20 protein-coding genes and 1 pseudogene are annotated in these 22,051 nt (G+C 46.1%); 7 read left to right on the top strand and 14 right to left on the bottom strand.

Annotated elements, in window-relative coordinates; translation table 11 throughout:
* Positions 1-24 precede the first annotated feature (24 nt).
* Positions 25-984, top strand: a complete 960-nt coding sequence (locus FD977_RS01080) for a carbohydrate kinase family protein (protein ID WP_215305752.1) — start codon at positions 25-27, stop codon at positions 982-984.
* A gap of 203 nt (positions 985-1,187) precedes the next feature.
* Here FD977_RS01080 and FD977_RS01075 read toward each other — a convergent pair whose 3' ends face one another.
* The 5 genes from FD977_RS01075 to FD977_RS01055 all read right to left on the bottom strand — a co-directional run bounded on the left by FD977_RS01075 (position 1,188) and on the right by FD977_RS01055 (position 7,950).
* Entirely contained in the window at positions 1,188-1,475 is a 288-nt protein-coding gene (locus FD977_RS01075; RefSeq protein WP_370624461.1) for a hypothetical protein, read from the bottom strand.
* A 334-nt stretch (positions 1,476-1,809) separates the two neighbouring features.
* Positions 1,810-2,997 carry a ribonucleotide-diphosphate reductase subunit beta gene (locus FD977_RS01070; RefSeq protein ID WP_215305751.1) on the bottom strand — a complete coding sequence of 396 codons (1,188 nt, stop codon included), beginning with the start codon at positions 2,995-2,997 and terminating at the stop codon, positions 1,810-1,812.
* A gap of 45 nt (positions 2,998-3,042) precedes the next feature.
* On the bottom strand, positions 3,043-6,009 hold the full coding sequence (locus FD977_RS01065; protein ID WP_215305750.1) for a ribonucleoside-diphosphate reductase subunit alpha: 2,967 nt from the start codon (positions 6,007-6,009) through the stop codon (positions 3,043-3,045).
* A 272-nt stretch (positions 6,010-6,281) separates the two neighbouring features.
* A complete protein-coding gene (gene ampD, locus FD977_RS01060; RefSeq protein WP_256442653.1) occupies positions 6,282-7,097 on the bottom strand; it encodes a 1,6-anhydro-N-acetylmuramyl-L-alanine amidase AmpD in 816 nt (271 codons plus the stop codon).
* 4 nt (positions 7,098-7,101) lie between these two features.
* Positions 7,102-7,950 (bottom strand): inner membrane protein YpjD, encoded by an 849-nt coding sequence (locus FD977_RS01055; RefSeq protein WP_215305749.1) that lies wholly within the window; start codon positions 7,948-7,950, stop codon positions 7,102-7,104.
* Positions 7,951-7,970: 20 nt separating this feature from the next.
* Here FD977_RS01055 and ffh point away from each other — a divergent pair, with 20 nt between their 5' ends.
* The gene (gene ffh / locus FD977_RS01050) at positions 7,971-9,353 is read left to right on the top strand and encodes a signal recognition particle protein (protein WP_215305748.1); all 1,383 of its coding nucleotides are present in this window, start codon (positions 7,971-7,973) and stop codon (positions 9,351-9,353) included.
* 18 nt (positions 9,354-9,371) lie between these two features.
* Here ffh and FD977_RS01045 read toward each other — a convergent pair whose 3' ends face one another.
* Entirely contained in the window at positions 9,372-11,114 is a 1,743-nt protein-coding gene (locus FD977_RS01045) for a proline--tRNA ligase (protein ID WP_215305747.1), read from the bottom strand.
* Positions 11,115-11,164: 50 nt separating this feature from the next.
* Here FD977_RS01045 and FD977_RS01040 point away from each other — a divergent pair, with 50 nt between their 5' ends.
* Positions 11,165-11,761: an RNA pyrophosphohydrolase gene (locus FD977_RS01040; RefSeq protein ID WP_215305746.1), complete on the top strand. Its 597-nt coding sequence runs from the start codon at positions 11,165-11,167 to the stop codon at positions 11,759-11,761.
* Positions 11,758-12,324, top strand: coding sequence for a CNP1-like family protein (locus FD977_RS01035; RefSeq protein WP_251369507.1), 567 nt, complete (start codon positions 11,758-11,760; stop codon positions 12,322-12,324). Before FD977_RS01040 ends, FD977_RS01035 begins: the two co-directional genes overlap by 4 nt.
* Before the next feature lie 35 nt (positions 12,325-12,359).
* Here FD977_RS01035 and proB read toward each other — a convergent pair.
* The 4 genes and pseudogenes from proB to rplU all read right to left on the bottom strand — a co-directional run.
* A pseudogene (gene proB, locus FD977_RS01030) lies at positions 12,360-13,154 on the bottom strand (glutamate 5-kinase); the annotation flags it as partial.
* An 11-nt stretch (positions 13,155-13,165) separates the two neighbouring features.
* Complete coding sequence (gene obgE / locus FD977_RS01025) at positions 13,166-14,260, bottom strand: GTPase ObgE (protein ID WP_215305744.1); 1,095 nt, start codon at positions 14,258-14,260, stop codon at positions 13,166-13,168.
* Between the two features lie 87 nt (positions 14,261-14,347).
* Positions 14,348-14,608 carry a 50S ribosomal protein L27 gene (gene rpmA / locus FD977_RS01020; protein ID WP_215305743.1) on the bottom strand — a complete coding sequence of 87 codons (261 nt, stop codon included), beginning with the start codon at positions 14,606-14,608 and terminating at the stop codon, positions 14,348-14,350.
* Between the two features lie 34 nt (positions 14,609-14,642).
* The gene (gene rplU, locus FD977_RS01015) at positions 14,643-14,954 is read right to left on the bottom strand and encodes a 50S ribosomal protein L21 (RefSeq protein ID WP_041484800.1); all 312 of its coding nucleotides are present in this window, start codon (positions 14,952-14,954) and stop codon (positions 14,643-14,645) included.
* Positions 14,955-15,029: 75 nt separating this feature from the next.
* On the opposite strand from rplU, the gene FD977_RS01010 reads away from it, so the two are divergent.
* Complete coding sequence (locus FD977_RS01010; protein ID WP_215305742.1) at positions 15,030-16,034, top strand: polyprenyl synthetase family protein; 1,005 nt, start codon at positions 15,030-15,032, stop codon at positions 16,032-16,034.
* Here FD977_RS01010 and FD977_RS01005 read toward each other — a convergent pair.
* Positions 16,031-16,966: a reductase gene (locus tag FD977_RS01005; protein WP_215305741.1), complete on the bottom strand. Its 936-nt coding sequence runs from the start codon at positions 16,964-16,966 to the stop codon at positions 16,031-16,033. The genes FD977_RS01010 and FD977_RS01005 overlap by 4 nt on opposite strands.
* A gap of 55 nt (positions 16,967-17,021) precedes the next feature.
* Between FD977_RS01005 and FD977_RS01000 the strand changes: the two genes are divergently transcribed.
* Positions 17,022-17,789 (top strand): fumarylacetoacetate hydrolase family protein, encoded by a 768-nt coding sequence (locus FD977_RS01000; RefSeq protein WP_215305740.1) that lies wholly within the window; start codon positions 17,022-17,024, stop codon positions 17,787-17,789.
* A gap of 122 nt (positions 17,790-17,911) precedes the next feature.
* Here FD977_RS01000 and FD977_RS00995 read toward each other — a convergent pair whose 3' ends face one another.
* Together FD977_RS00995 and FD977_RS00990 are read right to left on the bottom strand one after the other, a co-directional pair.
* Positions 17,912-18,931: a 2-dehydropantoate 2-reductase gene (locus FD977_RS00995; RefSeq protein ID WP_215305739.1), complete on the bottom strand. Its 1,020-nt coding sequence runs from the start codon at positions 18,929-18,931 to the stop codon at positions 17,912-17,914.
* Between the two features lie 82 nt (positions 18,932-19,013).
* Positions 19,014-20,447, bottom strand: a complete 1,434-nt coding sequence (locus tag FD977_RS00990) for a sodium:solute symporter family protein (RefSeq protein ID WP_215305738.1) — start codon at positions 20,445-20,447, stop codon at positions 19,014-19,016.
* Between the two features lie 108 nt (positions 20,448-20,555).
* Between FD977_RS00990 and FD977_RS00985 the strand changes: the two genes are divergently transcribed.
* Entirely contained in the window at positions 20,556-21,545 is a 990-nt protein-coding gene (locus tag FD977_RS00985) for a squalene/phytoene synthase family protein (protein WP_215305737.1), read from the top strand.
* Here the strand turns inward: FD977_RS00985 and FD977_RS00980 are convergent.
* A complete protein-coding gene (locus tag FD977_RS00980) occupies positions 21,542-22,036 on the bottom strand; it encodes a methylated-DNA--[protein]-cysteine S-methyltransferase (protein WP_215305736.1) in 495 nt (164 codons plus the stop codon). The genes FD977_RS00985 and FD977_RS00980 overlap by 4 nt on opposite strands.
* Positions 22,037-22,051: the final 15 nt, after the last annotated feature.

Genomic DNA, 22,051 nt, shown 5'->3' with positions numbered 1-22,051 from the left:
ATTTTTATTAGAAAGTAATTATTTATGGCTAGCTTGATCTGCGGTTCAATCGCTTACGACACCATCATGAACTTTGAAGGCAAATTTGCCGATCAAATCCTGCCAGAGCAGATTCATATCCTCAATGTCGCCTTCCTCGTTCCTACAATGCGTCGTGAATTCGGTGGATGCGCAGGCAATATTGCTTACAACCTGAGCCTTCTTGGGGGCGACCCCATCATCATGGCAACTGTAGGCGGTGATGCAGCCCCCTATCTTGATCGCCTCAAACAACTAAAGATTGATGCAACGCACATTCGTCAGATTGAACAGGCATTTACTGCTCAAGCAATGATCACTACCGATCAAGCCAATAATCAAATTACCGCTTTTCATCCGGGCGCAATGGGTGAATCTCATCTCAACCAAGTTTCCGCAGTGATTACGGAACGCAGCAAGAATGCTAAGGGTGCCGCCAAATTTGGAATCGTTGCTCCAGATGGTCGTCAAGGAATGTGGGAACACTGTCATCAGCTAGCTGAAACAGGAATTCCTTTTGTATTTGATCCGGGCCAAGGTTTGCCGATGTTTAGTGGTCCAGAGCTCCTTGAGTTGATAGATATTGCAAGCTATCTCGCCGTAAATGACTATGAAGGTGAAATGCTCTCCCAAAGAACCGGTTTAAGCCTAGCAAAAGTAGCTGAAAGAGTAAAAGCTTTGATTGTCACCAAGGGTGCTGAAGGTGCGGATATTTACTTTGAGGGTAAATGCATTGCGATTCCGCCGGTACCAGCAGCTAAAGTAGTTGATCCAACTGGTTGCGGTGATGCTTTCCGTGGTGGATTGCTGTTTGGATTAGAAAATGGCATGGATTGGGAAACTACTGGCCGCTTGGCCAGCTTGATGGGCTCGATCAAAATTACCCACCAGGGACCACAAAATCACCAAATGAGCAAAGATGACATCGCCGCTCAATTCAAATCTGCATTTGGATTTGCCCTCTAAAGCCAATAATTACCTGAAGTAGCAATAAAAAAGGGATCTCGTGAGAGATCCCTTTGAACTTCACCCGCCTACAAGCAGAGCTTATGGACGTGTGCCAGTTGGGAAGGGCCAAGCAGCGGCTGGATTCAACGTAGTTGAAGCTGCAGCTTTTTTAGCCACGGGCTTTTTTACAGCTTTGCCCGCTTTCTTCGCAGCAGGCTTACTTACTTTTTTTTTGCAGCTACACGCTTCTTAGCAGCAGGACGCTTTTTAGCGGCAGGCTTCTTAGCAGCAGCTTTTTTAGCAGCAGGACGCTTTTTAGCGGCAGGCTTCTTCTTAGCAGCAGGCTTCTTAGCAGCAGCTTTTTTAGCAGCAGGACGCTTTTTAGCGGCAGGCTTCTTCTTAGCAGCAGGCTTCTTAGCAGCAGCTTTTTTAGCAGCAGGCTTCTTAGCAGCTACTTTTTTCTTTGCAGCTGGTTTCTTTGCAGCAACTTTCTTCTTGGCGATTGCCATAGTAATGCTCCTTCACGTGAAGATTAGTACAAACTACCGATTAAGAAGACCCGACCATTCATTTCCGCCTGGTTTTGCAACCGCTTGGAGCCGACGAGCGAGCCATTCATCGGCGCGCGGCTTGATGCTAAGTGCTGCACGCTAATGAATCTTGGAAAAAAAGCCGTGACCCCAAAGGGTAACGGCTTCTTAAATTTGCTAGAAAAAATAGAGAGAGTAGACCAGGCACCCTTGAACAAGGGTTTTCGGATTTGAGTCTGGTTCTGCTGACTTTTAAAACTATCCAACCGTCTAATCTCCTATTTAGCCGGCCATGCGCTTTTTAATTAACTGATTATTCCCAACTTAGCGCACCGCCAGTTTGATACTCAATAACGCGTGTCTCAAAAAAGTTTCTCTCTTTTTTCAGATCAATCATTTCTGACATCCATGGGAATGGATTCTCTTCATTTGGGAACATCGCGTCAAGTCCTATTTGCAAACATCTGCGATTACAGATGTATCTTAGGTAACCTTTGAACATCGGCGCGTTCAATCCGAGCACTCCACGAGGCATCGTATCCTCTGCATAACGGTACTCTAATTCCACTGCTTTTTCGAAGATAGATTTGATCTCATCTTTGAACGCAGAAGTCCATAACTGCGGGTTCTCCAGCTTGATTTGATTAATTAAATCAATACCAAAATTGCAGTGCATAGACTCATCACGAAGGATGTATTGATACTGCTCAGCAGCACCCGTCATTTTGTTTTGGCGACCCATTGCAAGTATTTGCGTAAAACCAACATAAAAGAATAATCCTTCCATTACGCAGGCAAAAACGATCAATGATTTGAGTAACATTTGATCAGTTTCTAATGTCCCGGTTTTGAAATTAGGGTCAGTCAACACATCAATAAAGGGAATTAAGAACTGATCCTTAGCGCGAATAGACTCAATTTCGTTATACGCATTGAAGATTTCGCTCTGGTCTAAGCCCAAAGATTCCACAATATATTGATAGGCGTGAGTATGAATCGCCTCTTCAAAAGCCTGACGCAATAAATATTGACGGCATTCTGGAGCAGTAATATGGCGATAAGTACCCAAAACAATGTTGTTTGCCGCTAAAGAATCCGCTGTTGTGAAGAAACCAAGATTACGTTTAATGATGCGACGCTCATCTTCAGTCAAGCCATTAGGATCTTTCCAAAGCGCGATATCGCGGTTCATGTTGATCTCTTGTGGCATCCAATGGTTTGCGCAACCAGCTAGGTATTTCTCCCAAGCCCACTTATATTTAAATGGAACCAACTGATTCACGTCAGTCTTGGCATTAATCACGCGCTTATCAGCAGCGTTAACACGCAAAGCTGCGCCACCAGTCAATGCAGCGGCTTGCACAGGTGCGGACTCCACATTCTGCGGAGCAACAATCGCAACCTGGTCTGCTTGTGGGCGTTGTGGCTCCGCAAATACCGGTTGTGGTGCTAAGCCAACTTTAGCCACCGCAGGGGCTACTTCTTCTTCCCAATTCAACATAAGCTTCTCCTAATTCTTATTTTTCTATATCAGTTAGCAAAAAGCTTACTGACATGCTTCACATTCCTCAAATCCAGCATCACCAGGGCGCATTGTGCAAGCAGGGCCATCTAACTCTTGCGCTGCTGCTGCATCAGTACCATTCACACCACCGCCACTAGATACCGCATTTAACTGACCACTCGCAACCGTAGACTTCTCCACGTGCGTTGCAGCCATTGTGCGGAGGTAATAGGTGGTCTTTAAACCACGCAACCATGCCAATTTGTACGTGTCATCCAATTTCTTACCAGATGCGCCACCCATGTAAATGTTGAGTGACTGTGCCTGGTCAATCCACTTCTGACGACGAGAGGCGGCCTCAACCAGCCAGCTTGGCTCCACTTCAAATGCGGTGGCATATAAATCACGCAAATCTTGTGGAACACGATCAATCTTGGATAAGGTACCGTCAAAATACTTCAAATCCGCAATCATGACTTCATCCCAAAGGCCGCGATCTTTTAAATCACGAACCAAGTACTCGTTTACTACGGTGAACTCACCTGAGAGGTTAGATTTTACGAACAAGTTCTGGAATGTCGGCTCGATACAGGCTGATACACCGATGATATTGGAAATTGTTGCAGTCGGTGCGATCGCAACGCAGTTTGAGTTGCGCATACCGTGCTGCTTAATGCGGGCACGTAAGCCATCCCAATTCATAGTGGAGGAACTATCCACCTCAAGGTATCCGCCTCTCTCTGCAGCCAACAATGCCACCGAGTCTTGAGGAAGAATGCCACGATCCCATAATGAACCTTTGTAGGTACTGTAAACGCCACGCTCTTCAGCCAACTCATTGGATGCTTGATAGGCGTAGTAGCAAACTGCTTCCATTGAAGAATCAGCAAACTTCACTGCCTCATCGCTAGCGTAAGGAATCCGTTGCATGTGCAGACAATCTTGGAAGCCCATGATGCCCATACCCACTGGACGGTGCTTCAAGTTGGAGTTGCGCGCTTTTGCAACAGCGTAGTAGTTAATGTCAATCACGTTGTCCAACATACGCATTGCAGTGCGGATAGTTTTTTGGAGTTTCTCGTGATCCAAAATCATCTTGCCGGATGCATCAGTAGTCATGTGCGCTGTCAAGTTCACAGAACCCAAGTTGCAAACTGCAATCTCGCTCTCGTTTGTGTTCAGAGTGATCTCAGTACACAAGTTAGAAGAGTGCACTACACCAATATGTTGTTGTGGGCTACGAATATTGCAAGGATCTTTAAATGTGATCCATGGGTGACCAGTTTCAAACAACATGCCCAACATCTTGCGCCACAATTGCTGCGCAGGAATGCGACGGAATGGTTTCAATTCACCAGCATCTACTTTTTTCTCGTAAGCGACATAAGCTTCTTCAAAGGCCTTACCGAATTTGTCATGCAGATCAGGTGTATTTGAAGGCGAGAATAATGTCCAATCACCACCTTCCATCACGCGCTTCATGAACAAGTCAGGGATCCAGTTTGAGGTATTCATATCATGCGTACGGCGACGATCATCACCAGTGTTCTTACGCAACTCGAGGAACTCTTCAATATCTAAGTGCCACGTCTCTAAGTAGGCGCAAACCGCACCCTTACGCTTACCACCTTGATTCACCGCAACCGCTGTGTCGTTCACCACTTTTAAGAATGGAACAACACCCTGTGACTTTCCGTTAGTGCCTTTGATATGGCTTCCCAAAGCACGTACGTTTGTCCAGTCATTACCCAAACCGCCAGCAAACTTTGACAGGAGAGCATTCTCCTTCAAAGCTTCGTAGATACCCTCAAGATCATCATCCACCGTTGTCAAGTAGCAGCTGGATAACTGAGGACGTGTAGTCGCTGAGTTAAACAAGGTTGGCGTACTGGACATGAAATCAAATGTAGAAAGGATTTCATAGAACTCGATTGCACGACGCTCACGATCTAACTCATTCAAAGACAAGCCCATTGCAACGCGCATGAAGAATGCCTGTGGCATTTCAATACGGCGATCTTCAATGTGCAAGAAATAACGGTCATACAAAGTTTGCAAACCGAGGTAGTTGAATTGCAAGTCACGACTTGCATTCAAAGCAGCAGCCAATCTTGGTAAATCAAAATCACGCATACGTGGGTCTAAGAGCTCAGCAGTAATACCTTCATTGATGTACTTGGCAAAATAGCTGCCGTACTCTGCTTGCATATCGCCTTGCAATACTTCGCGACCGAGGATTTCCTTACGAATCACGTGCATCAAGATACGGGCAGTTACTTGACTATATGCGGGATCTTTTTCAATCAACGTGCGTGATGCCAAAATTGCGGAGTCATACACCTGAGCCATTGGTACGCCATCGTACAAATTTTTGATAGTTTCAGTAATGATTGGGCTTGCATCAATATTATTGCCAAGGCCTTCACAGGCAGCCTCGATAATGGTGCGCAAGGCCGCCATATCCAAAAACTTCTCAACACCGTTGTCTAATACCTTCAAACCTGGCTCATTAGCTTGAAGGGATGATTCAGTTTCTTGTGCAGTGGTCTGCTGTGCAGCACGTTCTTGATTGCGCTTTTCACGATAAAGAACATATGCACGAGCAACGTTGTGCTCACCACTCCGCATCAACGCCAACTCCACTTGATCTTGAATATCCTCGATATGGAAAGTACCGCCATTTGGCCGACTACGCAATAAAGCACGAACTACTGCGTGGGTGAGCTGCTCAACCTGCTCACGTACACGTGCAGAAGCAGCGCCTTGACCGCCATTAACTGCTAAAAATGCTTTTGTAACCGCAATGGCGATTTTGGATGGCTCAAACGCCACCACTGAACCATTTCGGCGAATGATTTTGTAATCGGATAATTGGGTAGCTTGGCCACCTCCCACGCCACCAGCAACAAAGCTAGCAGATGGGGATTGATTCATCGATTCGGACGAACTTATCCCTGGATTATTTGTGCCGGCAGTCTGTCCCGCTGCCTGAGGGTTGGCGTATGTCATATTTTTCCTGCTTATATATAGTTATTTGGACAAAAAATCATTAAAAACAATAAGGTATTGCTGTACTAAAACACTACATCTAGTGTCTCGAAGAGCATTTATCACTAAGTATAGGGAAATATTTAGAAATTAGTAAGTCATTTCTCACGGATATTTATAAGTATTTTTCCCTATATTCTCTAGAAATTAGGGCTTATTTTGGTGCAGTTTTTGTGGCCCTTTTAGTCAAAGGGCAAGAAAGTGAGCGTGTGCTCACATACTAGTTTAGAGGCCTAACGCGTATTTAAACCAAAGGGTAATTTTTCGACAGGAATGTTGTTTTTACCCTGAAACTTCTTCCAATCAAACTGCTTGCCTGGGTCAGCTTTTCTACCCGGGGCAATATCGCTGTGCCCAGCAAATTGAAGATTGAGGTAAACGGATTGTATTTGGGAGCTTAATTTAGCCAAGGCGGAGTACTGAATATCTTCAAAGGGATGATCGCCATCCCCCTCTAGCTCGATACCAATCGAAAAATCATTGCACTTTTCTCGCCCCAAAAAAGATGAGGCGCCGGCGTGCCAGGCTTTGTTATGGGTGGATACGAACTGAAAGACCTCGCCACGGCGAGAAATCAAAAAATGGCTGGATACCTTTTGATCGGCAATTTCTTCAAAATAGGGATGTAAGGAAGAATCCAGCTTATTTTGAAAAAAATCTACGATAAATTGGGTGGAATTGTTATCGACGAATCCACCGGGTGGAAGGCTGATGTGATGGATCACCATTAGGTCCGGTACAAGGCCCTCCGGTCGCATATCTTGGTTGGGTGACATATGCCAAGCAGCCGAACCAAGCCAGCCTTGGGCGTCCAAGCTATCGAGATGCTCTTGCGAACAATAGAAGCGCGCCTCCTGCATGATCGCTTCAGGCCTTGGAAGATGCACAGAGCAATGGTGGCATTGGACAATCACCTCCGGCTCAACCACTTTGCTTCGCTCGGCTTTTATCTTGGCGGCCTCATCTGTATTGAGCTTTGTTTGTTTTTTCCCTTTTATCCAAAGGTATAAAGCACCTGCGCCAGCAATGAATAGAAGCCACTTAATCAAAACGTCATACTCTCTGAAGAATCACTTCCAACACAAATCGACTGCCAACATAGGCCAGAAGCAAGGCGGCATAAGCGCTCAAGACCCAACGAACAGCGACGCGCCCACGTAAACCAACACGCCAACGGGCTATTAGAAGGCCAGAAAATAAGATCCAGGAGATCAACGCAAAAATAGTTTTGTGGTCGAAAACAAGTGGCTTACCAAATAGCGTTTGCGAGAAGAGGAGTCCAGAAAATACTGTCAAACTTAACAGTGCAACACCCACATAGAGTAAGTTAAACAGGAGACTTTCCATTGCCATCAGTGGCGGCAAATCTTCTAACCAGTGAGAGATGCGGCTATTAGGGATGATGGCAAGCTGACGGTGTAACGCGCGATCCTGAACACTCATTAACATGGCATGCATCGCTGCCAAACTCAATAATCCAACTGAAATAGTAGCAACAATAAAGTGCCCCTTAAACCAAGGATCAGATACCGCCTTTGGAGAAATCAAGGTGCCGGAAAACATCACTGGCATTACAGAGCAAACCAGAGCAAAACATAAGACAAGCCAGCGCAAACTGGAAATCGGTAGAAACCACGACTGAAACCAGTAAAACGCGAGGCCCACCCAAGCAATTAGTGAAAGATCCTGAGCAAAACCAAATACAAATCCCTCGGGTGTGAAGACCGAGTTGTGCAGCTCAAATCCATGCACCAACAAAATCAATAGGATCAATGCCTGAACCAAGCCTGTAAAAGCCGGAGATTCAATCTTTCCCTTGGGCTGCGAACCCAAAAAGACCAAAAGGAGCAAATAAAGTGCAGAAGGGAGCCAGTCCAAGCTTGAGTAACCTAAAATATCCATCTAGAAAGTCTAATCGATAAATGCTTGAGAATCTCACCGATCGCCTATCTCGTGTTGTTAAAACAATGCGGGGGCAAGCTCGCCTCACTGAGGCGAACACCGCAGAAATGCTCCGGGAGATCCGCCTGGCCTTATTAGAGGCCGATGTTGCGCTTCCAGTAGTTAAATCCTTACTAGAACAAATTAAATTTAAAGCCCTCGGAGAGGAAGTGGTTGGAAGCCTCAGCCCAGGGCAAGCGCTGGTTGGTGTTGTTCAGCGTGAACTGGCTCAAGTCATGCGTGGTGACGCTACCCAAAGTGGCGAACTGAATCTAGCAACCCAACCACCAGCAGTAATTCTGATGGCCGGCTTACAGGGCGCAGGAAAAACTACCTCGGTTGGTAAGTTGGCCAAGTTTTTGCAAGAAAAGAAGAAAAAGAAAGTCCTCACCGTCTCTTGTGACGTCTATCGTCCTGCAGCCATCGAGCAGCTAGAAACTGTCAGCAAACAAGTTGGTGCTGAATTTTTCCCAAGCAACATCAATCAAAAGCCGAGTGAAATTGCTGCTGCCGCTCTAGATTGGGCACGCCGCCATTACTTTGATGTGCTGCTAGTAGATACGGCGGGTCGTCTCGGCATTGATGAAGCGCTCATGCAAGAAATCAAAGCCTTGCATGCCAACCTCAATCCAATTGAAACACTGTTTGTTGTTGATGCCATGCTAGGTCAAGATGCTGTTAATACCGCTAAAGCTTTCCATGAAGCACTTCCACTTACCGGTGTCATTCTTACCAAGTTAGATGGTGATTCACGCGGTGGTGCAGCGCTTTCAGTGCGTCAGGTCACTGGAGTACCACTCAAGTTCATTGGTGTTGCCGAAAAAATGGATGGCCTCGAAGCATTTGATGCCGAGAGAATGGCAAGCCGTATTTTGGGCATGGGCGATATTCTTGCTTTAGTTGAGCAAGCCCAACAAAACGTCGACGTTGCCAAAGCAGAAAAGCTAGCGAGCAAGATTTCTAAAGGCGGATTTGATCTAGGTGACTTCCGAGATCAACTTGCACAAATGCAACAAATGGGCGGGATGGCCAGCTTGATGGATAAGCTACCAAGTCATATGGCACAAGCAGCCTCCAAAACAAATTTGAGTGCTGCCGACAAACAAACCAAACGCATGCGCGGTATTATTGATAGCATGACACCAAAAGAGCGTGCAAAACCTGAATTACTAAAAGCAACTCGAAAACGTCGTATAGCAGCTGGTGCAGGCGTTGAGGTTCAAGAAGTGAATCGCCTGCTGGCACAGTTTGAGCAAATGCAAACCATGATGAAGCAGTTTAAGGGCGGCAAGATGGCGCGCACTATGGCATCCATGGCAGCTAAAGGAGCCGCCAAAGGTATTGGCGGACTCTTTAAAAAATAATAGTTAAAACTGTTTGATTTAAGAAACGAGTTTCTTAGCTGCAGCAACTGCAGCAATCACTTTTGCTTTAATTTCTGCCAGTGGAATATTTTCTGATTCAGCATCAGTACGTCCCTTCAATTCCACTTGAGCATCTGCAAGACCGCGATCACCAATCACGACACGGAACGGAACGCCAATAAGCTCCCAATCAGCAAACATCGCGCCTGGTCTTTCGCCACGGTCGTCGAGTACTACATCTACTCCAGCAGTAATTAATTCATCATGTAATTGATCGGCAGCAGCTTTCACTGCCTCTGACTTGTCGTAGCCCATTGGGCAGATCACTACTTCAAATGGCGCCATCGAAATCGGCCAAATGATTCCACGCTCATCATTGCCCTGCTCAATTGCAGCGCCTAATAAGCGAGTTACACCAATGCCATAACAACCCATCACCATCGGCTGTGCTTTGCCTTGCTGATCTAGGTAAGTACAGCCCATCGCCTCAGAGTAACGCGTACCCAATTGGAATACATGACCTACTTCGATGCCGCGGCAAATATCGACAACCCCTTTGCCATCAGGCGAAGGATCTCCCGCCACAGCATTACGCAAATCCATCACCAAAGGCTCTTGCAAATCACGGCCCCAGTTCACACCGGTTAAGTGATGCCCAATATCATTAGCGCCGCATACAAAGTCAGCCATATTGGCAACGGTACGATCTGCGACTACGGTTACATCAGCAGTAACTCCAACTGGACCTAAATAGCCAGCTGGTGCGTTACAGGCTTGCTTGATCTCAGCTTCACTGGCAAAGCGTGACTCTGTCATACCAGGAATCTTGCTCGCCTTGATTTCATTAAGCTCGTGGTCACCACGCACTAGCACCATAAATAATTTTACTGGACCTTTTGCTTGATCGGCAGCAAATAGCAAGGACTTCACAGTTTGCTCTAATGGTAAGTTTAAAAACTTGGCAACCTCTGCACAGTTTGTTTGATTTGGTGTCGCAACTTTAGATAGTGCATGAGCTGCAGCACCACGTGTACCAATCAATGAGACCGATTCAGCAGCCTCAAGATTGGCGGCGTAATCCGAATTCGGGCAATACACAATGGCATCTTCACCGGTATCGGCGATTACATGAAACTCTTGACTGCCCGATCCACCAATAGCGCCGTTATCTGCTGTGACTGCACGGAAATTCAAACCCATACGTTTAAAAATACGTGTGTAAGCATCAAACATGATTTGATAGGACTTCTTCAGACCCTCAGCATCACGATCAAAGGAGTAAGCATCTTTCATACTGAACTCGCGTCCACGCATAATTCCAAAACGTGGGCGGCGCTCGTCGCGGAACTTCGTCTGAATTTGATAAAAATTCACCGGGAGTTGTTTGTAACTCTTAATTTCGTTTCGCGCTAAATCTGTCACCACCTCTTCAGAGGTTGGCTGAATTAAAAAATCGCGATCATGGCGATCTTTGATGCGTAGCAATTCTGGGCCCATCTTTTCCCAGCGACCGGTCTCTTGCCATAACTCTGCAGGTTGAATCATTGGCATGAGCAACTCAATAGCACCAGCGCGATTCATTTCTTCGCGAATAATATTTTCAACCTTGCGAATAGACTTCAAACCCAAGGGTAAATAGTTGTAAATGCCTGCACTGAGCTTACGAATTAAACCGGCGCGCACCATGAGTTTGTGCGATACCACCTCAGCGTCTGAAGGGGCTTCTTTAAGCGTGGCGAGAAATGATTGTGAAGCTTTCATGTATGGATATAATCAAATCATTGATTTTAAAGGATTTGAGGCGCGATCTCATGCTTGACCGTGAAGGGTATCGACCCAATGTCGGCATAGTCATCCTAAACAGCCATAACGAGGTTTTCTGGGGAAAACGCGTTGGGCAGCATTCGTGGCAGTTCCCGCAGGGCGGGATTCAACATGGAGAGAGCCCAGAGCAGGCCATGTACCGCGAATTGCATGAGGAAGTTGGCTTGCTGCCAGAACATGTCCAAATTATTGGACGAACCAGGGACTGGCTTCGTTACGACGTCCCGGAGGAATTCTTACGCCGCCAGCAAACCTCAAAAAATCATCGCGCAAGCTATCGCGGCCAAAAGCAAATCTGGTTTTTACTGCGTTTAGTGGGCTTAGATAGCGATATTCACCTACGCGCTTCTGAGCATCCTGAATTCGATGCTTGGCGCTGGGTGCCTTTTTGGATTCAACTCGATTCCGTCATTGATTTCAAGCGCGAAGTCTACGAATTAGCTCTCTCTGAGCTTGCGCGCTATTTATCCCGTGGCATGCGTATGCAGCAACTTGCCTGGGGATCCCCGCTCGATTTGCTTCAATCCCTTTACGGGGCCGAAGAAGATGAGCCCAAAGAAGAAAAGCCAACCGATAAGCCATGATGAAATTCTCTATTTGCACCCCTCGACTTCCTATCCTCAGTCTAGTTTTGGGTTTAGCCCTCGCTGGGTGTGCTGGCGACCCTCTAGAAAGTGGTGTTGATCCATTTGCACCGATGGTTTTTAAAGAGGGTGCAACAGCGATGCCGCTAAATCCGCCCAATAGAGCAACTATTCAGCCTTTTTATGTCTCACAACAGACTATTTTTAAGTTTGCAGTCGATACGAACTCTATTTTGATTGGCAACGATGGCATCACCAGATATATCGTGATCCTGACAAGCCCCAATGGCAATAGCCAAGTCCAATACGAAGGTATTCGCTGTGACTCCTTCCAATGGCGCCTCTATGGCACCCTAGAGAATGGTGCCTGGAAAGAAAATCCTTTATCCACTTGGCGTGCTATTCAAAGCAATGTACCAAATCGCTATCAAGCCGCGTTAGCACAAGGTGCATTTTGCAACTTTTCTTCTCAAGAAAAGAGTGTCAAGGCTATCGTTAATTCGCTTAATCCAAATGGTTTTACTGGGCAGAGTAAACCTACCAACTCAAATGGCGTGATGTAATTTAAAAATTCTGAAGCTAATCTAATGACTTAGGAAGCACTTAAGCAGGTACCAATTTTTTCCCCACGCATCAAGCGAGTGAGAACCTGAGGCTCGTGCCCAGAAGCGATAATGGTATCTGCGCCTGTTAAAGCGGCAACCTTCGCGGCCAACACTTTAGTTAGCATGCCGCCCTTGCTTAACTCGCTTGCAGCGCCACCAGCCATTTTTTCTAAAGCAGGATCACCAGCAATAGCGTCACTTAACAGACTAGCCGAAGTATCTTGACGTGGATCAGCGGTATACAGGCCACCCTGATCCGTCAGAATGACTAATAAATCCGCATGAATTAAATTCGTAACCAAAGCAGCCAAGCTATCGTTATCACCAAACTTAATTTCATCGGTAACTACGGTGTCGTTTTCATTGATGATGGGGACAACGCCCAACTTCAACAAGGTATCTAAAGTTGCCTTGGCATTAGCATTGCGCTCAACATCCGCCAAATCAGCATTAGTTAATAAGACCTGTGCGCTACGTAAATTAAAGCGCGCAAAACAACTTTCATAAACTTGCACCAAACCCATTTGACCGACGGCGGCTGCAGCTTGCAGCTGATGAATTTCTGTTGGGCGCTTAGTCCAACCAAGACGTTGCATTCCTTCCGCAATCGCACCAGAGCTGACCATCAATACCTCATGGCCATCAGCTAATAAGGCAGCCATTTGCTCAGCCCACATACCAATTGCAGCATGATCTAAGCCCTCACCATTATTGGTGACTAGGCTTGAGCCTACTTTCACTACGATTCGTTTAGTTTTCTGAGTGTTCATAACAAATACGGATCTCAAATGACTACTGATTAATCTGGAGTCTTATCTTCTGGCTGAACTTGATCTTGGTAACGCGGGTCAGCAGCACGCTCATCTGCATCATCCCGATCCTTGCGAACAGAATCTAAATAATCCTGCAATGAGTAGCACAGCTTATCGCACCCTAGGCCTGTCAAAGCAGAGATCTCAAATACGGGACCCTTCCACTTAAACCGTTTAATAAAGTCCGCAACCACTTTCTTGCGATCTTCTTCAGGAATCATATCGACTTTGTTCAGCACTAACCAGCGTGGCTTTTCAACCAAAGCTTCATCGTATTTACGCAATTCATTCACGATAGCAACAGCATCTGCCACCGGATCAATATTGTCATCAAATGGTGCGATGTCAACTAAATGCAAGAGCACACCAGTACGTTGTAGGTGTCTTAAGAAACGATGACCCAAGCCAGCACCTTCAGCAGCACCCTCAATCAATCCAGGAATATCAGCAATCACGAAGCTGCGCTCAGCGCCTACCCGCACTACACCTAAATTCGGGTGCAGCGTTGTAAATGGATAGTCTGCAATCTTTGGACGTGCATTAGATACGGCGGTAATCAAAGTCGATTTACCAGCATTAGGCATGCCCAGCAGTCCTACGTCAGCCAATACCTTTAGTTCCAACTTGAGCTTACGACGCTCGCCATCTTTGCCATTTGTCTTTTGACGAGGAGCGCGGTTCGTACTACTCTTAAAGTGAATATTTCCCCAACCACCAACACCGCCCTGCGCCAAGCAAAGACGCTCACCGTGAGTAGTTAAGTCAGCAATCGGCTCACCAGTTTCGTAATCAGAAATGATGGTGCCCACTGGCATACGCAACTCAATATCGTCACCAGCACGACCATAGCAATCAGCGCCACGGCCGGGCTCACCATTTTTTGCGGTGTGCGTTTTAGCGTAGCGATAGTCAATCAAGGTATTGATGTTGCGATCCGCAGTAGCCCAAACGCTTCCGCCTTTGCCACCGTCGCCACCATCAGGACCACCGAATTCGATAAACTTTTCGCGGCGCATAGAGGCACTCCCGGCACCACCTTGGCCGGCTATGACTTCAATACGAGCTTCGTCTATAAATTTCATGAATAAAAAAGGCCTCGCTTAGCGAGGCCTGTTCCTAAGAGTTAAATTCGGAATAAATCTGAATCAAACGTGTCTCAGTCAGGCGTCTTATGAACGCGGGAGAACTGAAACCTGGGCCTTCTTCAAAGCACCCTTAACGCCAAATTGCACTTGTCCATCAATTAAGGCAAACAAAGTGTGATCCTTACCAATACCAACGTTCATACCCGGATGTACTCGTGTACCACGTTGACGAATAATGATGCTACCAGCGTTGATCTGCTCACCGCCGAAAACTTTAACGCCTAAGCGTTTCGATTCTGAGTCGCGGCCATTTCGTGTCGAGCCGCCGCCTTTTTTCTGTGCCATATCTTTTCTCCTGCTATTGAGCCGTTAGCCTAAATTAGGCTTTGATCGTGTTGATCAGAATTTCTGTGTAATTCTGACGATGGCCTTGGTGCTTTTGATAATGCTTGCGACGGCGCATCTTAAAGATTGTCACTTTATCGTGACGTCCCTGGGAGACGACAGTGGCCATCACAGCTGCACCATTAACCAATGGATCACCCAATTTGAGTGAAGCGCCTTCGCCTACGGCTAAGACTTGGTCAAGAGTGATTTCGCTGCCGATTTCCGCTGGTATCTGTTCTATTTTCAATTTTTCGCCTGCAGCAACTTTATACTGTTTGCCACCGGTTTTTATGACCGCGTACATGGTGTGAAACCTCAATTAATATCTACATTTAAGCTAATCCACCCTGGATGAGCTAAGCCGATTATTATATCTTGCATGACGAGCACTGTCAAAACCAATGAATTAAGCCAAATTTTGGCCCCAATTGCCTTAGATTTCAAGGCCTTAGATGAGGTTATTCGCCTTCGATTGGCCTCAAAAGTTGCCCTAATCGATCAAATCTCGACTTACATCATCCAGGCAGGTGGAAAACGGGTTAGACCCGCTCTTTTACTCTTAGTCAGCAAAGCTTTAGCAAATGACAAATCAAGCCCACATGCCTTAGAGCTGGCAGCAGTAGTGGAATTTATCCACACAGCGACCCTTTTGCATGATGATGTTGTCGATGAATCCACTCTCAGAAGGGGTCGAGAAACCGCCAATGCAGCCTTTGGCAATGCAGCAAGCGTGCTGGTAGGCGATTTTCTGTATTCAAGAGCGTTTCAGATGATGGTGAGGCCCAATGACTTGCGGGTCATGGAAATCCTGTCCGATGCCACGAATACGATTGCTGAAGGCGAGGTTTTACAACTCCTCAATATGAACGACCCTGAAGTCGATGAAGAAAGCTATTTGCGGGTGATTCGCTATAAAACCGCCAAGTTATTTGAATCATCCACAGAACTTGGGGCGATTTTAGCTGGCGCTGATGCCAAACAAAGAGAGCAATCTGCTGCTTTTGGTCGCCATATTGGCACTGCTTTCCAATTAATGGATGACCTGTTAGATTACACCGCTGATGCATCCCAAATGGGGAAAAATGCTGGTGATGACTTAAGAGAAGGCAAGCCTACGCTACCGCTCATTTATCTTCTTGAAAATGGCACTACCGAAGAACGCTTACTCGTTCGTGCGGCAATCGAACAAAATCAAGACTTGCCGGATGACGTCTTCCAACAGATTCTGAGTGCAGTTCAAAATTCTGGCGCACTGGATTACACCCAAGCCACCGCAAAGCGAGAAGTCGATCTTGCACTTGAGTGCCTTAAAGAGTTTCCTCAAAATGAGGCAACAAGCGCACTACATGCCTTGTGCAGATACTCTCTGTCAAGGCAGACCTAAGCGCCAACGCTTTTCATTCTGATATCACGCGCAGTAATACGCGCCTTTTCAGCCTCATCACGCAAACGCGCAATTTCCTCCGTACTCAGACGCTCCAGATTGGAATAATCTAATTTCCAAGTAGGGTCAACTGACCACACTAAGGGAGACTGCACCGTGGTTCGGGCACCTGGAGCACCTTCAAGTAAGCGCAAAGCCAATTCAAAATTAGAGTCTTGCGATTGCTCATCATTAGGGAGCGCTGCAGCATTGCCCAACGGGAGGTCACTAAAGAGCAAGCGAGGCACACCGCAATACTCCACAATATCTTTCGCTGCTCCCATGATGACTGTGGGGATACCAGCCTCCTCCAAATAACGCGCCAATAAGCTTTGACTTTGGTGACAAATCGGGCAGTTGGGAATTAGCACAGCAACATCAACATGGTCTGCGCGCATCTTACTCAGAATCAAAGGCGCATCGATTTCCAGAGTGTGGCGTTGGCTACGATTAGTTGGTAAGCCGTAAAAATGCGGGGATAGGGATTGAATGCGTCCCTTTATAACGGCCCGCTTTGCAGCACCAATTGGAAACCAACAGTTACTGTCCTGCATATTGGCGTTGAGCCTATCAACACCGACATGCGCAATCCGCAAGTCTGCGCTCTCATCCGTCGAGCATACATAGGGGTCATAAAACTTAGCTGCAGCGTTATAGGGTGCGCCAGGTCCTTGCGGGCCCTTACTGGCATCAAACGGTACGGCTGTAGTCACCAAACCCAGGATCGATTGATTCAGAGGCTTTTGCAACGCAGTAAAAGGCACATCAATGTAATGAGCCCAAACATACGGCGTTTCATACCCCAAACCAAGATAGTAATTACGGGTACGCTCAATATAGCGAACTGGCTGATCTAATTCAGGCGCAAATAGTAATTCAGAATGCTTAGCCATCAATCCATCCCTGTAAGATATCGCTTATAAATATTAACCATCAGGAGGATTCATTATGGCTCAATGGCTCAGATTTCAACATCAAGGCAAGACCGGCTTAGGACAAGTACAAGGCGATCAGATTACCGTGTACACCGGTGATCTATTTAATCAGCCGCAAGCTACTGGCGAGACATTAAAGTTATCCGATGTGACTATCGACATCCCATGCACCCCATCCAAAATGGTTGCTATGGTGGATAACTTTCATGCGCTAGTTACTAAGCTTGAGCATGCCGTGCCAGTAGAGCCTTTGTATTTTCTAAAAGGCAATAATTCTTTCTTGGCAGCCAATCAAGTCATCCGCACTCCCAAGTCTTACTCTGGCAAAGTAGTTTATGAAGGTGAGCTTGGCATTGTCATTGGCAAAGCCTGTCATGAAGTAGATGAGGCTCAAGCAGCCCATGCTATTTTTGGTTACACCTGCATTAACGATGTCACTGCAATTGAAATTTTGAATCGCGATCCCGGCTACGCGCAGTGGACTCGCTCTAAGAGTTTCAATACCTTTGGTGTCTTCGGTCCATACATCACTACTGATGTAGATCCAAGCAAGTTAACGATTAAAACAATCCTCAATGATCAAGAACGTCAGAACTATCCCGTCTCTGACATGATTTTTCCAGCAGCAAAATTAGTCAGCTTAATCTCTCAAGATGTGCCATTGCAAGCTGGCGACATAATCGCCTGTGGTACCTCTGTTGGTGTTGGCTCTATGAAGCCCGGCAGTAATGTCAGCATCATTATTGAGGGTGTTGGACGCCTAGATAATCGCTTTGAATAAATGATCAAGGCTGTTGACCTAAAACTAAACCCTCAAAACAAAAACCCTCGCTATGTTTAGTAGCGAGGGTTTTTTAATACTCAATTACTTTAGGTATTGAATCTACCTATTGCAGCAGATTCTTAGTATCCAGAAACAGATGGCAATGCCAAGCTACCTTTAGAAGCTTGAACATTTTCATCAAGGTACTTTGTTAAAGCAAAGACTGTATTGAGGCAGGGTGTTGGTATTTTGGTAATCTGGCCAAGCTCAATGACAGAGCCTAATAAGGCATCAATCTCCAAGCTACGACCTGCTTCTAAGTCCTGCAACATAGAGGTCTTGTGTTTGCCTACTTTTTCTGCGCCAGCAATACGACGTTCAATGTCCACGCGGAAAGTGACACCCAACTTCTCGGCAATAGTTTGTGCTTCAGCCATCATATTGCGAGCCAACTCTTTAGTCAGTGGATATTGGCAAATACCTTCCAATGTTCCGTGAGTCAAAGAGCTAATTGGATTGAAGGTCATATTGCCCCACAATTTCAACCAAATCTCTGAGCGAATATCTTCTAGGATGGGTGACTTAAAGCCAGCAGCTGACATCATTTCAGATACCTTCTGAATACGCTCAGTCTGCTTACCGTCCAACTCACCCAATGGGAAACGATTACCTTCAACGTGACGAATCACGCCAGGAGCTTGAGTAAAGGTTGCCGGATACACTACGCAGCCAATAATGTTGTTGGGATTGATTGAACTCTTAGCGACACCACCTGCATCGACTGTTTCAACAGAGTGATCTTGATAGTCGCCACCCAACTTCTGGAAGTACCACCAAGGAATTCCGTTTTGCATCGGAATTAAAATTGTCTCCGGCCCCATGATTGCAGCGAGATCTTCAATAACCGGCTCAACCTGATGGGCTTTTACCGCCAAAATCACCACATCAGGTGTTTCGGCATCCCGAATTTTTTCAACCGCTTTTACCTCGGCTACCAAAGGCTCAGGCTGGTCATCCATAATTAATGCAAGGCCACGCTCTTTAATTGCAGCCAAGGTTGCGCCACGGGCGACTACCGTTACGTCATTGCCAGCTCTGGCTAACATGACCGCAAGATAACCGCCAATCGCACCTCCTCCACCGATCACACAGATTTTCATAAGCACCCCATAAAGATAAATAATTTTTGAATTAATCTCATATTAGAGGAGAACATTTAGGGGTGCAATAAAATATTGAGGCCTACTTATCTAATGCGCCTAAGCTTGTTATTGGGCTCGGTTTTGCTATTAAGCCGCCCAACAGCATACCGACAATGCTGGCTAAAAGGCCAGCTAATTGAGGGGGAAGGATTGCTGTCGGAGCCATGATTTCGCAACTAATCCAAGCCGCTAACCCCCCTAAAACAGCTAACAAACCGCCCAAAGAATTTGCTCTTGACCAATACACGCCAAATGCTAAGGGCACAAAAGCTGCTACCAGCGTGATCTTGTAGGCATTTTCAACCATCTTAAAAATAGATAGTTCTGAATTAATTGCAAAGAAGGTAACCGCTACCGTAAAACAGAGAACGGTGATTCGCATAATCTTCAATAAGTGTTGATCAGTTAAATGCTTAAAAAAGCCTCGCACAATATTTTCAGCGAAAGTGACAGAGGGTGCTAACAAGGTGGCGCTGGCACAACTTTTAATTGCCGACAGTAAGGCGCCAAAAAACATTACCTGTGCAATCAGTGGGGCATGATTCAGAATAAGCAGAGGCAAAATCATTTGTGAATCAGTGTCTATGTACTGCTTTACCAAATCAGGACTGATGATGGTTGCTGAATAAGCCAGGTATAGCGGCACAAAAGCAAATACGAAATACAAGACTCCACCCAATAAGGCTGCCTGAACAGCAATGTTGACGTTCTTAGAGGAGGTAATCCGCTGAAAGACATCTTGCTGTGGAATGGAGCCCAACATCATGGTGCATAAAGCCGCAGTAAAACCCAGAATAGAGGCTAGGTTCATATCAGGCCAAAAATTAGAAAATTGGCCTGCCGCAAGCGCATGATCAAAAACGATACCAACCCCTCCAGCTTGGGTTGTCATCTCTCCACCGATATAGAGCATGCCCACCACAATAATGATCATCTGAATGAAATCGGTTATGGCTACCGACCACATACCGCCAAACAAGGTATAAATCAGCACGCTCCCAGCGCCAATCAACATACCGGCAGTTTGCGTAATACTGCCATCGGAAACCACATTAAAAACCAAGCCGAGTGCTTTAATTTGAGCTGAAACCCAGCCTAAATACGAAATCACAATACAAAGGGTAACCAGTACTTCAACTGTACGGCCGTATTTCTCTCTAAAGAAATCACCGATAGTGAGCATTCGACGGTTATAGAGGTGACGAGCAAAAAACAGGCCGACCAATATGAGGCATAAAGATGAGCCAAAGGGGTCAGATACGATTCCTCCTAGACCCTCCTTTAAGAAGGTTGCAGGAATGCCTAAAACCGCCTCCGAGCCAAACCAAGTAGCAAATACGGTGGCGGTCACAATAGGCAAAGGAAGGCTATGGCCTGCTGCGGCAAAGTCAGCAGTGTTTTTAACTCGTAGCGCAGCCCATAGGCCAATGCCTACAGAAACTACCCAATAGATGATGACAAACCAAATCAACATCGCCTAATTTCTCCATCTGTAATTTGCACAAATTATATGGCTTTGTTACTTATGGCATTTAAGCAACTAGAGCTAAATTTGGGCATGCTGGTCTGACATAATTCAGGGGTGAATTCCGCCATACACCCTAAAGAGAACCCCAATAGCGATTTAGCCTATCAAAAAGCGATTCTGAGTTCTGTATCGCGCACTTTTGCGCTCACCATTCCTCTCTTGCCGCCAGCGATTGAGGTGGTAGTTGGCAACACCTACTTGCTGTGCCGCATTGTCGATACGATCGAGGATGCGGCTGAGCTCAATCCAGCAGAAAAGCAGAATTTATCTAAGCTATTTTTGGAGGCGACGCTAGGGACTATTCCAGTAGCGTCATTTGTAAGCCCCTGCCTAGATGCCTTAAGAGGCTATTCCAATGTCGATGAGCTGGATTTAATTGCGAACACCCCTACTGTTCTGCGCATTCTGCATACTTTCTCGGATAGAGATCGGACAGCTATTAGCCGCTGTGTTTCGATTATGTCTGATGGTATGTCTCATTTTCATAATCGACAATCGCAAGAGGGATTAAAAGACCTCGCAGAATTTGAAGAGTATTGCTATGTAGTAGCTGGCGTAGTGGGCGAGTTATTGACAAGCATCTTTAGTAACTACTCCCCTGAGTTTGCAAAATGCATTCAAGGCCATGAGTACTTAGCTATCGCTTTTGGTCAAGCCTTGCAAATGACTAATATTATGAAAGACTCACCAGCAGATAGTGCACGCGGAGTTTCTTGGAAGCCAGCGCAGATGAGCCAAGTAGAGCTTCTGAAGATTGCCTATGAAAAACTCCAAGAGTCTATGAGCTACATTATCTTGCTTCCGAAGAATGAAATAGGCATGAGGCGCTTCTGCTTCCTAGCCTTTGGGCTTGCTGTCATGACACTTGAGAAAATTACCAGCAGAAAAGAATTTAGCAATCAGTCTGAAGTGAAACTTTCTAGAAATTCTGTTTGGATTTTCTATGCCTTCACAAAGATCGCAGCCGGGAATGAACTCTTGATGAAATCATTCTTTTATGCAGCATCTCAGCAACTCAGAAAACTCTCGGCCAAGAATACTTAAAGCACACCCTCATGCTTTAAGAGCCAAATTTTGATCTGGCGATAAAAACCCGGACTATCCTCTTTCATAAAACCCCCAAGACCTTGAGCGGAAACTACCCTATGACATGGGGTGACCAAAGGGTAAGGATTAGCACCGCAAGCAGTACCGACTGCACGAGGTCCACTTTTAATCTGTTTTGCAATCTCACCATAGGTCATTGTCTGTCCCACCTCAATGCCTAGAGTGGCATTCCAGACTTTTTGCTGGTGAACTGTTCCGGCAGGCTTGAGCGGGACATCAAATGCTGATGAAGCATCATTGAAGTATTGAGCGCACTGCTTTGAGAAACCTTTCGCCAACGCATTCCCCGGAGGAATCAAGGCAGTATGTGGTGGCAGATAATCGATTTTTGAGATCATCAAACTCCCATCCACTAGCTCTGTTTGCACGCCTAGACACCCAAAGGGGGCAGATATGACGCAATACTCGACTGATCTAAGGGTAGACATGCAGAAGATTCTGAC

Origin of the sequence: Polynucleobacter sp. AP-Elch-400A-B2 (assembly GCF_018688355.1) — a bacterium.
GTDB lineage: Bacteria > Pseudomonadota > Gammaproteobacteria > Burkholderiales > Burkholderiaceae > Polynucleobacter.
Note: the sequence above shows the minus strand (reverse complement) of the source record. Positions and strands in the feature narration are given on the sequence as shown.